Origin of the sequence: Candidatus Tisiphia endosymbiont of Parasteatoda lunata, assembly GCF_964030955.1 — a bacterium.
Taxonomy (GTDB): domain Bacteria; phylum Pseudomonadota; class Alphaproteobacteria; order Rickettsiales; family Rickettsiaceae; genus Tisiphia.
This window is the reverse complement of record NZ_OZ035003.1, coordinates 1,471,062-1,483,004: the sequence shown is the minus strand read 5'-3', so window position 1 is coordinate 1,483,004 and position 11,943 is coordinate 1,471,062. Positions and strand designations below refer to the sequence as shown.

Annotated in this window: 15 protein-coding genes and 3 pseudogenes; 7 read left to right on the top strand and 11 right to left on the bottom strand. The window is 32.4% G+C overall.

The genetic code is table 11. From position 1 onward, the window contains the following. Nucleotides 1-84: 84 nt before the first annotated feature. The 3 genes and pseudogenes from AAHN00_RS09225 to AAHN00_RS09215 form a co-directional block, all read left to right on the top strand. Nucleotides 85-306, top strand: a pseudogene (locus AAHN00_RS09225) (transposase); the annotation flags it as partial. A gap of 86 nt (nucleotides 307-392) precedes the next feature. Further along, on the top strand, nucleotides 393-1,655 hold the full coding sequence (locus AAHN00_RS09220) for an IS256 family transposase (RefSeq protein ID WP_342271089.1): 1,263 nt from the start codon (nucleotides 393-395) through the stop codon (nucleotides 1,653-1,655). 41 nt (nucleotides 1,656-1,696) lie between these two features. After that, nucleotides 1,697-2,008: pseudogene (locus AAHN00_RS09215) on the top strand (transposase); the annotation flags it as partial. Nucleotides 2,009-2,247: 239 nt separating this feature from the next. On the opposite strand, the gene AAHN00_RS09210 reads toward AAHN00_RS09215, so the two are convergent. Beyond that, nucleotides 2,248-2,508, bottom strand: coding sequence for a hypothetical protein (locus tag AAHN00_RS09210; RefSeq protein WP_342272733.1), 261 nt, complete (start codon nucleotides 2,506-2,508; stop codon nucleotides 2,248-2,250). Between the two features lie 287 nt (nucleotides 2,509-2,795). On the opposite strand from AAHN00_RS09210, the gene AAHN00_RS09205 reads away from it, so the two are divergent. Both AAHN00_RS09205 and AAHN00_RS09200 read left to right on the top strand, forming a co-directional pair. Next, nucleotides 2,796-3,029, top strand: coding sequence for a hypothetical protein (locus AAHN00_RS09205; RefSeq protein ID WP_250310741.1), 234 nt, complete (start codon nucleotides 2,796-2,798; stop codon nucleotides 3,027-3,029). Nucleotides 3,030-3,244: 215 nt separating this feature from the next. Further along, the gene (locus AAHN00_RS09200) at nucleotides 3,245-4,441 is read left to right on the top strand and encodes an IS66 family transposase (RefSeq protein WP_342271088.1); all 1,197 of its coding nucleotides are present in this window, start codon (nucleotides 3,245-3,247) and stop codon (nucleotides 4,439-4,441) included. On the opposite strand, the gene tnpB is transcribed toward AAHN00_RS09200, so the two are convergent. Further along, the gene (gene tnpB, locus AAHN00_RS09195; protein WP_342271087.1) at nucleotides 4,438-4,677 is read right to left on the bottom strand and encodes an IS66 family insertion sequence element accessory protein TnpB; all 240 of its coding nucleotides are present in this window, start codon (nucleotides 4,675-4,677) and stop codon (nucleotides 4,438-4,440) included. The two genes, AAHN00_RS09200 and tnpB, sit on opposite strands and share 4 nt — an antisense overlap. Nucleotides 4,678-4,951: 274 nt before the next feature. On the opposite strand from tnpB, the gene AAHN00_RS09190 reads away from it, so the two are divergent. Further along, a complete protein-coding gene (locus AAHN00_RS09190; protein WP_342271086.1) occupies nucleotides 4,952-5,185 on the top strand; it encodes a hypothetical protein in 234 nt (77 codons plus the stop codon). Nucleotides 5,186-5,396: 211 nt separating this feature from the next. On the opposite strand, the gene AAHN00_RS09185 is transcribed toward AAHN00_RS09190, so the two are convergent. Next, nucleotides 5,397-6,377 (bottom strand): transposase, encoded by a 981-nt coding sequence (locus tag AAHN00_RS09185; RefSeq protein ID WP_342271025.1) that lies wholly within the window; start codon nucleotides 6,375-6,377, stop codon nucleotides 5,397-5,399. 83 nt (nucleotides 6,378-6,460) lie between these two features. Here AAHN00_RS09185 and AAHN00_RS09180 point away from each other — a divergent pair, with 83 nt between their 5' ends. Beyond that, the gene (locus tag AAHN00_RS09180) at nucleotides 6,461-6,847 is read left to right on the top strand and encodes a hypothetical protein (RefSeq protein WP_342271085.1); all 387 of its coding nucleotides are present in this window, start codon (nucleotides 6,461-6,463) and stop codon (nucleotides 6,845-6,847) included. Nucleotides 6,848-6,872: 25 nt separating this feature from the next. On the opposite strand, the pseudogene AAHN00_RS09175 reads toward AAHN00_RS09180, so the two are convergent. The 8 genes and pseudogenes from AAHN00_RS09175 to AAHN00_RS09140 all read right to left on the bottom strand — a co-directional run. After that, a pseudogene (locus AAHN00_RS09175) lies at nucleotides 6,873-7,109 on the bottom strand (integrase core domain-containing protein); the annotation flags it as partial. Between the two features lie 15 nt (nucleotides 7,110-7,124). Beyond that, on the bottom strand, nucleotides 7,125-8,105 hold the full coding sequence (locus AAHN00_RS09170; protein ID WP_342271025.1) for a transposase: 981 nt from the start codon (nucleotides 8,103-8,105) through the stop codon (nucleotides 7,125-7,127). A gap of 22 nt (nucleotides 8,106-8,127) precedes the next feature. Continuing rightward, complete coding sequence (locus AAHN00_RS09165; protein ID WP_342271084.1) at nucleotides 8,128-9,117, bottom strand: IS3 family transposase; 990 nt, start codon at nucleotides 9,115-9,117, stop codon at nucleotides 8,128-8,130. A 75-nt stretch (nucleotides 9,118-9,192) separates the two neighbouring features. Further along, entirely contained in the window at nucleotides 9,193-9,858 is a 666-nt protein-coding gene (locus AAHN00_RS09160) for a hypothetical protein (protein ID WP_342271083.1), read from the bottom strand. A gap of 66 nt (nucleotides 9,859-9,924) precedes the next feature. Next, the gene (locus tag AAHN00_RS09155; RefSeq protein WP_342260144.1) at nucleotides 9,925-10,269 is read right to left on the bottom strand and encodes a hypothetical protein; all 345 of its coding nucleotides are present in this window, start codon (nucleotides 10,267-10,269) and stop codon (nucleotides 9,925-9,927) included. Beyond that, entirely contained in the window at nucleotides 10,235-10,597 is a 363-nt protein-coding gene (locus AAHN00_RS09150; protein WP_342271082.1) for a hypothetical protein, read from the bottom strand. Before AAHN00_RS09150 ends, AAHN00_RS09155 begins: the two co-directional genes overlap by 35 nt. A 116-nt stretch (nucleotides 10,598-10,713) precedes the next feature. Beyond that, nucleotides 10,714-11,271 (bottom strand): TraE/TraK family type IV conjugative transfer system protein, encoded by a 558-nt coding sequence (locus AAHN00_RS09145; RefSeq protein ID WP_342271081.1) that lies wholly within the window; start codon nucleotides 11,269-11,271, stop codon nucleotides 10,714-10,716. Beyond that, on the bottom strand, nucleotides 11,271-11,579 hold the full coding sequence (locus AAHN00_RS09140) for a hypothetical protein (protein ID WP_342260119.1): 309 nt from the start codon (nucleotides 11,577-11,579) through the stop codon (nucleotides 11,271-11,273). The genes AAHN00_RS09145 and AAHN00_RS09140 overlap by 1 nt, the downstream gene beginning before the upstream one ends. Between the last annotated feature and the right edge of the window lie 364 nt (nucleotides 11,580-11,943).

Here is an 11,943-nt window from a genome sequence, read left to right as displayed (position 1 = left end):
TCTCTTTAATTTTATTTATTATTCTATACTTATTGAGAAACAAAAATACCTGCTTCTTTGTCTAATTTTTTCAGTCCATTATAGAACAGAGGTATGCAAGACATGCTTATTGCTTGCAGTGATAATTTAACCGGTATGTCTGAGGCAATAGAAGCAGTTTTTCCGAAAACCGAACATCAATTATGTATTGTACATCAGATTAGAAATAGTTTAAAATATGTATCATATAAAGACCGAAAAGAATTAGCGGCTGATTTAAAGCCTATATATACTGCTAGCACAGAGGAAGAAGCACATCTTGCTTTGAGTCTGTCCTATAGTTTGTGTAAGTTGCAAAGAAAGCAGTAAGAGATTACTGTAAAAAAAGTAACTTAAGCAAGCAAGGAGGAATTATGGCTAAAAAATTAGATACAGATAAAGATACATTAGACATCAGTAATCAGCTAGTAGAAGAATTATTATCAAAAGCAGATCCATCGGAGTTATTTGGTCGAGATGGTTTATTTCAACAGCTAAAGAAGCAAATAGTTGAGAAAATATTAGCAAGTGAGTTGGATCATGAATTAGGATATTCAAAACATAGCAAGATGCCAAAAGTAGATAATAATCGTCGTAATGGTAGCTATGAGAAGACAGTAATTGATGGGGATGGTCGTAAGCTGACAGTAGAAGTACCAAGAGATCGGGAAGGAGAGTATAATCCTCAATTAATACCAAAAGGGCTGAGGAGATTTAATGGATTTGATGAGAAAGTGATATCCCTTTATGGTCGCGGTATGACAGTCAGCGAGATCCGAGGGCATTTAGAAGAAATATATCAAACTGATGTATCTGGTGACTTGATATCCACCATAACAGATGGGGTGATAGAAGAAGTAACTAGGTGGCAAAATCGTTGTTTAGATAGGGTGTATCCAATATTATACTTGGACTGTATCTATGTAAAATCTAGAGACAATCACATAGTAATAAATAAAGCAGTATATTTAGCACTTGCTGTAAATATAGAAGGGAAAAAGGAGTTACTTGGCATTTGGATAGGCAAAAATGAAGGTGCTAAATTTTGGATGCAAGTAGTTACTGAGTTAAAGAATCGAGGAATTGAACAAATTTATGTTGCTTGTGTGGATGGTTTAAAGGGCTTTCCAGAAGCTATAAGCAGTGTATTCCCGAGTACTATAGTACAATTATGTATTGTACATATGGTTCGCAATTCAGTAAAGTATGTGTCATATAAAGATTTAAAAGAGGTCACATCAGATCTAAAACAAATTTATACAGCTAATAATGACGAAATGGCACGTTTAAAACTTCAGCAATTTGGTGTAAAATGGGATAAAAAATATCCGGTAATTTCTGATATTTGGCAACGTAATTGGTCTGGGATAATACCGTTTTTTGCCTTTCCTGAAGAGATCAGAAAGGTAATTTATACTACTAACACTATAGCATCTGTAAATCGTCAAATTAGAAAAATTATCAAAAATAAGGGGGTGTTTCCAGATGATAAGTCAATTCAAAAAATAATATTTTTATCCCTACAAAATGCAGCCAAAAAATGGACCATGCCTATTAAAGATTGGTCTTTAGCTTTAAATCAATTTGAAATACTTTGTGGAGATTTTAAATATGATTTATTGGAAAATAAAAAATGAACTTACACAAATTAAATGATTGACTCCTTGCTTTAGAATCTTTTGAAGCTAAATGGAGTAAACAGTATCCACAAATTGCTAAATCTTGGTATGTTCATTGGGAAAATTTAATGGTTTTTCTAGGATACCCTGAGGCGATAAGGAAAGTAATATACACAACTAATAGTGTAGAATCTGTCAATAGCCAATTACGTAAGGTTACTAAGAATAAACGGGTTTTTCCAAATGATAATGCCGTTTTTAAGACCTTATATTTGGCAATTGATTATATGACCAAGAAATGGGTTATGCCGATTCCAAACTGGAACGCAGCTATGGCTCACTTTTTGATAAAATTTGAAGGTAGAATTTAAGCCCTATGAAAAATTTACACACTTAATTAGAAAGGCTCAGTCCGTCCGCCAAAAATATTTAAAGCCCCCCATAATCTATGATTGAATAAAATTTTTACAAAAAAAATTCTAATATTTGCACTAAAATTAAAAATTGTTTTCAATTTTATTGAAAAATTTCTGTTTTAGTAAAATTTTTACATGAGCTTATTGTTAACGATTTTTTTAATCGTTTAGCAAGTTTTTTAATGATAATTTTTTTATGTAGAGTTAGGCATGATGTGTAAATGATTGGCAATACATCGTAAATTCAAACCTATAGCAGAGATTATTGGATTGATCACATCTCCTATCACACCCTTCAAGAAGTTTCTGCCCATCCTGCCATATTGTTTCAAATGCCCTATTATTGGTTCTATAGCACTGCGTCTCCTGATCATACACTTGTCTTCTTTCAATAACTTTTTCCGAGTTTTTGGGGTATATACCTTACTCTTCTCTTTAACGTATACTTGCAGCAAAACTGCGTAACACTATCTAATTTTTTTGCTAGTATGAATTTATTGTATAAATTTGGGTTTCTACTATGCAAATATCACCGATTAATCAAAACTTACGCTATGTTTTATGATAAGTGGCTTTGTACTGAGATATTATTAAAATTCTTTACTATGAAAAAATGGCTTTCAGCCAAGGTTTTTAGTCATACTTGAGATAACATAGCGTAAGTTTTGTAATAAAAACTAGTTGAAAAAGTACCAGTTATATTATAACATTTGAAATATTAATAATAATGATAATTAATCAAATGAAAAAACCAAAAGTAGCGACCTTAAGTGCTGAAGAACGAGAAGAACTAATACAACATGTCAAGGAAAGTTCATTAACGGGAGATGAACAGCAAACGATAGTAGAACTTGTGAAATTTTGTAATGAGCTAATAGACAAGCTAGCATCATCAAATATCAGTATAAATAAGCTTAAGGAAATGCTGATTGGTTTTAAGGCAGATAACAAAAAAAAGATAGTTCAGATTCATTAAAAGAACCGCCAAGTGAATCTGATAACGGGAATGGTGGTAATGAAGAAGAGTGCGATAAGCCCAAAAAGATAGATCGTAGTAATTGGCAAGGTAAATATGGGTTTGATGATTATAAGGATGCGAATACCAGCTATTTAACTCCTGAGAATTTTTGTAGTGGTGATAGCTGTCCTCACTGTTGTAATGGCAAACTATATAATAGTGAAGCTAGAAAATTGCTACAATTTACAGGTAATGCTCCAATTACAGTCAACAGATATGTAAAGAAAACGCTACGTTGTAATGCTTGTGATTATATAGTTATGAACAATAAAAATATCAACAAATGGACAAATAGTAGCAGAAGTGCAATAGTGTTACAAAAGACCTATGGTACTCCTTTCTACCGTTTATCTAGGCTGCAAAGTTTAAGTGGTGTTCCTGTGGCATATAGCTCGCTCTGGCAACAATATTTAGATGTTTGGCAAGAAGGTGGTGGAGCTGAAATTTACGGGGTATTATTGGAAATGGCTGCCGAATGTAGTTCACTGAACCTTGATGATACTAGAGCTAGGATTTTAGAAATTACTATAGCCAATAAGAAATTACGTACTCAAAATAAGAAAGGACGCAGCTGTTATACTACTACAATATGTGCTAAGACTGCAAATAATGAGGTGATAGTTTTATATTTTACCGGTAATAGGCATGGTGGAGAAAATATAGGTAACGTACTAAAGAATCGTAAGAATAGAACAGATTCTATCCAATTAATGACTGACGCAAGTAACAATAATAACCCGGTATTATCAGAAGCAGATCAAGAATTACTGGCAATAATAGTGATGATCAATTGTTTGTCACATGGTCAGAGAAAATTTACAGAGAATGAACTATATTACCCTGAAGAATGCGGATATTTTCTCAAACAAACACGAAGGATTTACCACAATGAACATCAATGTAAAGAGATGAGTCCTGAAGAAAAACTTGGGTATCATCAGGAACATAGCAGTAAATATATAGAAAACATATATAACAAAATAGACGAATTATTTAACGACAAGAAAGTTGAGCCTAATAGTAGGCTTGGACAAGCTATGAAATATTGGATAAATAATAAAGAAGGTTTGACCCAATTTTTAAAAATCCCAGTTAGCAATCTTGATAATAATTGGGCTGAGAGATCACTGCGTACCATTATTTTACAAAGGAAGAATTCATTATTCTTTAAAACAATCAATAGTGCTGAGATACATAGTGGTCTGTATAGTATAGTAAAGACTTGTAGTGAGAACGAGATCAATGCCTTTAAATATTTAAATTGGCTACAAGAGCAGAGTAGCAAAGCAAAGAAGCGTCCTGCGAATTATACGCCTTTTGCCTATGCAAGATATATGAATAATACGGAATTAATCGAGACAGCAGCTTAAACGACAGGAAGCCAATCATTAGAGAATTTGGCAGAACTAGGATCACCATTATGAATAAGAATGTGTAAGGTTCTATAACAAATTTGATAAGATGAATTATCAGATGGGAAAAGTTTTGCGGTAAATTTACCTTTGGATAGGCGTTTAGAGCATAGCCAAAAGCCTTGACCGTCAAAGGACAAAATTTTAATGGCAGTTCTGTTTTTATGTATACTTGCAGCAAAACTGCGTAACACTATCTAATTTTTTTGCTAGTATGAATTTATTGTATAAATTTGGGTTTCTACTATGCAAATATCACCGATTAATCAAAACTTACGCTATGTTTTATGATAAGTGGCTTTGTACTGAGATATTATTAAAATTCTTTACTATGAAAAAATGGCTTTCAGCCAAGGTTTTTAGTCATACTTGAGATAACATAGCGTAAGTTTTGTAATAAAAACTAGTTGAAAAAGTACCAATTATATTATAACATTTGAAATATTAATAATAATGATAATTAATCAAATGAAAAAACCAAAAGTAGCGACCTTAAGTGCTGAAGAACGAGAAGAACTAATACAACATGTCAAGGACAGTTCATTAACGGGAGATGAACAGCAAACGATAGTAGAACTTGTGAAATTTTGTAATGAGCTAATAGACAAGCTAGCATCATCAAATATCAGTATAAATAAGCTTAAGGAAATGCTGATTGGTTTTAAGGCAGATAACAAAAAAAAGATAGTTCAGATTCATTAAAAGAACCGCCAAGTGAATCTGATAAGGGGAATGGTGGTAATGAAGAAGAGTGCGATAAGCCCAAAAAGATAGATCGTAGTAATTGGCAAGGTAAATATGGGTTTGATGATTATAAGGATGCGAATACCAGCTATTTAACTCCTGAGAATTTTTGTAGTGGTGATAGCTGTCCTCACTGTTGTAATGGCAAACTATATCAGGAGTTTCGCAGTTAGCAAAATTGCGAATCAGCTAAAAGGCATCTAATGTTGTTCTGAATTGATGTTTTTATAACTTCCCAAGTTTGTTGATATAAAGTAATTTTTTCATTTATCCTCCTTTTGTTCATATCGAGCCAAGCAAATACGGCAAGGCAAATATGATTTCTCTGAGCTCGACCCGTGCGTGCCTGACAGCGTTCAATACCACAAGTTTGTTTTAATTCTCGATGATAAACTTCTATAGACCACCGTGCCTTAACAATTTTCTCTATTTGTTCACGTGTTGGATTTTCTAAGTTAGTTGTTATGTAATCAATGCGACCATTTTTTGCCACAAACTTAAATACCGTAACCCAACCGTATCCACGTAGGTGAATTTTTAGTCCCTCATCAGGAATCTCTAAACTTTCTAAGCTAACATTATGATTAACTTTTCTATTTTTTCTTAGGTTACTAACCCATGTCCAACCTAAATTACGTATATGTTTCAAATTCTCCAAACCGCTATACCACGCATCCATTACTACTGCATCAGGATTGATCCCTCTTTCCTTAGCTAAAGTAAGCATATCACAAAAATGCTCATTCTTTGTTTTTCCATCAGTTTCTTTATCATATATTCTATAATCTACAGGGGTAGATTGATCAGTTTTAGCATTGTAATGCAGTAAGTTGACCATCCCTATACCAGGTATAACATCATGTACAGCTCCAGAATATTGATAATGTACAAGCTCAATTTTCTTACTGTATTGCTTTGACAATAACGTGTCATCTCCCACTAATAAACAAGAAGCTTCCCTATCAATATATTTTGACACTTCTCTGTAGATCCCGCTAGGGCGGAAATCCTTACTATTTAACCATCGACTTGCACTATCATGAGATAGGTTTATTGGACTTACTTCAGATAATGCTTTACCACTATATCTTACGCTACTTGCTTGTAAAAATGATTTATATAAGTCTTTGCTACATTTTGATCTTGCCATGCTTAACTAAAACTCTTTCTTGCTAGATTAACATATTTTTTGCTAAGTGCGAAACTCCTGTATATAATAGTGAAGCTAGAAAATTGCTACAATTTACAGGTAATGCTCCAATTACAGTCAACAGATATGTAAAGAAAACGCTACGTTGTAATGCTTGTGATTATATAGTTATGAACAATAAAAATATCAACAAATGGACAAATAGTAGCAGAAGTGCAATAGTGTTACAAAAGACCTATGGTACTCCTTTCTACCGTTTATCTAGGCTGCAAAGTTTAAGTGGTGTTCCTGTGGCATATAGCTCGCTCTGGCAACAATATTTAGATGTTTGGCAAGAAGGTGGTGGAGCTGAAATTTACGGGGTATTATTGGAAATGGCTGCCGAATGTAGTTCACTGAACCTTGATGATACTAGAGCTAGGATTTTAGAAAGAAACTGGACTGATTTTTCAAGACAAATTTTTCACTAATTTTGTTTCCCATTTTACATAATTTTTAAGCTGCATTTTGTAAGTAATCAAGATACACGTTCATCGGTTTTTTATAACCAATACTTGAATGGAATCTTTGATTGTTATATTTATCCATGTATTTATCAATACCATCTTTAAGTTCTGCGATATTTTTAAAATCATTTATAAATATACAATTATATTTTAAAGTTCTAAAAAATCTTTCAATCACAATATTATCAATGCTTCTACCCTTACCGTTCATTGAGATTTGTATATTACAGGAGTTTCGCAGTTAGCAAAATTGCGAATCAGCTAAAAGGCATCTAATGTTGTTCTGAATTGATGTTTTTATAACTTCCCAAGTTTGTTGATATAAAGTAATTTTTTCATTTATCCTCCTTTTGTTCATATCGAGCCAAGCAAATACAGCAAGGCAAATATGATTTCTCTGAGCTCGACCCGTGCGTGCCTGACAGCGTTCAATACCACAAGTTTGTTTTAATTCTCGATGATAAACTTCTATAGACCACCGTGCCTTAACAATTTTCTCTATTTGTTCACGTGTTGGATTTTCTAAGTTAGTTGTTATGTAATCAATGCGACCATTTTTTGCCACAAACTTAAATACCGTAACCCAACCGTATCCACGTAGGTGAATTTTTAGTCCCTCATCAGGAATCTCTAAACTTTCTAAGCTAACATTATGATTAACTTTTCTATTTTTTCTTAGGTTACTAACCCATGTCCAACCTAAATTACGTATATGTTTCAAATTCTCCAAACCGCTATACCACGCATCCATTACTACTGCATCAGGATTGATCCCTCTTTCCTTAGCTAAAGTAAGCATATCACAAAAATGCTCATTCTTTGTTTTTCCATCAGTTTCTTTATCATATATTCTATAATCTACAGGGGTAGATTGATCAGTTTTAGCATTGTAATGCAGTAAGTTGACCATCCCTATACCAGGTATAACATCATGTACAGCTCCAGAATATTGATAATGTACAAGCTCAATTTTCTTACTGTATTGCTTTGACAATAACGTGTCATCTCCCACTAATAAACAAGAAGCTTCCCTATCAATATATTTTGACACTTCTCTGTAGATCCCGCTAGGGCGGAAATCCTTACTATTTAACCATCGACTTGCACTATCATGAGATAGGTTTATTGGACTTACTTCAGATAATGCTTTACCACTATATCTTACGCTACTTGCTTGTAAAAATGATTTATATAAGTCTTTGCTACATTTTGATCTTGCCATGCTTAACTAAAACTCTTTCTTGCTAGATTAACATATTTTTTGCTAAGTGCGAAACTCCTGTATTATTCTCTTTTAGAATTCCCGTATGCTCATGTCCAGTATATTGACTACCCTGATCACTATTGAATATTTGTGGTGCAGGGTATTTATTCAGTGCATCTTTTAATACATCGGTTACAAGTGATGCATCCATAGAATTAGATACTTTATAACTTAGTATTGCCTTACTATGCCAATCTATAATCGCCACAAGATACATAAATCCTCCGTTAGTTCTAATATAAGTAATGTCACCACTCCACACTTGATTAACATAAGGTACATGAATAGTTCTATTCGTTCCTGATTTGTGCCAGTACGGCTCAAGCAAATAGCTATAAATTTTATGTTGACCATCCTTCACAGAAGTAGATTGCTTTTTATGAGGATGAATAGCTTCTATACCCATTATTCCCATATATTTAAGCACCCTATCTCTGCCCACATTAAAGCCGTCTTCCAATAATTGTTTGTATATATAACGATAACCATACTCAGGGTTATCCGTATATATTTCATCTATTCTATTTAAAATATCAAGATTATATAAGCTCATTACTTTAGCTTTATAATATACTCCAGATCTGCTTATCTTTAATAGTTCACATTGCCTTGTCTTTGCTAACGTACTCAGCTTGGGGTCGACAAGACTTTTCTTATTTGATAAGTCCAAGCTGTTTAGCTTTCCCACCGCCCAGTCCCTCTCGACTGTAGCCTTACCTAATGCTTTTGCAAGTTCATCGTTTTGATTCTTAAGTTCACTAATCTGCCCTTTGTACTCACTAACAGCTTTTGCTGGCTCAAATGCCAATGACGCATTATCTAAAAATTGTCGTTTCCAGTTTTGCATAGTTTTAGCCGTTACTTCATATTTGACCGATAACTGACCTATTGTTGATTCTTCTTTTAACATCTCTAATACTATTTTAGTTTTTGCTTCTGCACTAAAATTTTTAATTTGTTTTTTACCCATTTGTTTCTCTTTAATTTTATTTATTATTCTATACTTATTGAGAAACAAAAATACCTGCTTCTTTGTCTAATTTTTTCAGTCCATTATATTATTAGTACCAGTACCTACTACTACACCAGTTAGTAGCAAACTCCTGGCAAAACTGCCAGTGGTGATATAATCCTTAACATCTTTTTTTACTTGATATCCAGCTCTTTTAACATATCCAAACTGCCTTTTTGCTGGTAAATCTGTTATTATTTGTTTATGTTGCTCTTTTGTTAAATCTTGTACTTGCTGATGATTATTAAAACTATTACCATCATACAATATACCCTCCTCATTAGGCTTACTTTCTAGTAATTCCAATTTTTGCTGAACATCATCAATTTTACTTGTAGTTTCCAAATATTTATTTTCTATTAAACTTTCTAAACGATTCTTCATATCTTTTACTTCGTTTAATACTTCTTCCGTCCATCTAGCTCTTGGATCTATTGCCTTCTCTATTCCAGATATCTCACTCCGTGATTTACGCTCTTCTTCAAGGCTTGCTAGATTCTCTACTTTACTTTCAGAAAAACAATAAAATATTAAGATGATTATTATTCCTATACAAGACAAGGAAATTACAGGTTTTTTCCTTATGATATCTATAAATTCTGATAATCTTTTATTAAACTCAGATGGTAACTTACTATCAGCTATTGTATCTTCTGACTTTCCTGGCTTATCATTTAACTGTTCATTATCTTTACTCATAGCTAATTCTATTTCAAGATTTTACTAACTTGCTTCATACCAACTTATTTTACTTAAATATTATAGTTAATTAATCTTCATACCACTAGAGACCCAGTCTAAGTAAAAACCAAGAATAATACCAATAGCGACAATAGCCCCAGCAAGTCTAAGATTCCCTCTTACTACTGCCCAAATAGATGATAAGATAGTTGCACCAGATATTCCTATTGTCTTAAGTTTACCGGTAGAAAGCCCGCCAATTCTATCTAGTTCACCTTCTAAAGTATTAGCAAATGATATTTCAGCTAATAAAATATTTACACAAAAGATAATTGATAATGCTATAAACATTGAGCTAATTAAACCAATATGCTGCTTATTAACAGATTGCTTATTATTTGTTACTTTTATATTTTCCTTTATAATCATTGTTATTCTCTTGTTTTTCATTAATTGACATTGTTTTAACTATATCTTGCTCTAAATTAAATTTAATCAATCTTATAGGAGCTGGATTTTTATTAGTAAAACGTAATAATAAATCCTGTATTGTACCATTTTCTCCAATTAGAGTTAAATAAACCTTATCCTTACCTTGTTGAGGTAAAATAAACAGACAACCACAATCATCAACTACTATTTCTGCTGCTTCTTGAGGATGAATGAAAATATTATTGATTTTCTCTCCTTCAATATTAATTCTAGTTGGAGCGTCTTTAGCTATCTGTAACTCTAACAAAGAATCATTATGTAACATGTAACCTACAGCATAAGCATTATTAAACCAAAAATTTGACAATAATAGCATTACAGAAAATACCAGATATTGCTTAATCCTTGACTTAACTACTATAGTATTTTGCTTGTTGACAGTCATATTTCTCTTTGATTAGTTTCTTCCTTAATACCAGTAAGCAATAACAAGTAATTAGTACCTCGCTTGTAAGTTAAAAGATAACTCTTATCAGTTGCAATATGCTTGTTCTCACCAAACCAATAACGAAATGTCCCTTGAATTAATACTCCATCATCAGTTATTTTCACTTTTTTTGGAAAAAAAACAGAAGACACATTAGAGCCTTTAACAAATTGTAAATATTCTTGAAAAAATTTATCTAACTGCTCTGTACTACTAGAGACTACCTTCATATCAGCTATCTGTCTTTCTACCTCTTCTGGTGAAGTCGTAAATAAGCCTTTCATCACAAATATTGCCCATTCCTGCAAGTAAGTTTCATGATAATTTTGTGATGATACTATCATTCGACGATCTGGCTCTATTGCCGGGATTAACACCCACTTCTCTTCTTTGCTTATTAGCTTAATTGTTGCAAGTAAACTAGTAATTGCCAATAACACAGTTACTAATAATAAATGTTTGTTATATTTAACTAGTTGCTGAATTGATGATTGTTTGAATAACTGCTCCATTATTTCCCTACTATTTTACCAAGTAATAGAGGGTAACAGGCAGGAGCAGGTAACCACTTCTTGGCTACTAGAAAGCTTTTTAGCAAAAAATATTCTGAAACTTTTTTAAATTTCTTAAATGCATAACATAAAGCAATACCAACTATCATACCTACTAATCCTAGTTTAGCATTACCACTATTAAGTAATACTATACCAGGTACTACACCTAATAACATTACTGCCCACTCATCTAAACTTAAGCCCATGTATTTTAATGGCTTTGATAATGACCAATATAATCTTTGATTTTGATTCAAATTTTGCATAAAGATTATTTACAATACTAACAAGCTTTATATTTTGGTAATTCTCTTTATAGTTGTAACTAACCTAATGAATTAGGCTACAAGATAAAGAACAAACTACTTTAGTAAAGTTCTCTAATAACTGAGACATTAATAGTGTTATTGTTATTTTGCCAATGAATTATTTAGACTAATATAAGAAATTCTACAGCTAATATAAAACTGCGATAATCGGGAGACACACTCTGTTTGGACTTTGGACAAAAATCCCTATTTTTTGACAAAATAGAAAGTTTTATAAAAAACTAGTGTTTTGAGTTAACTTTTTTAGAAAGTTTATCAATCTATAGTTAATATTTTTATAACTTGAAATCAATTGTTTTAT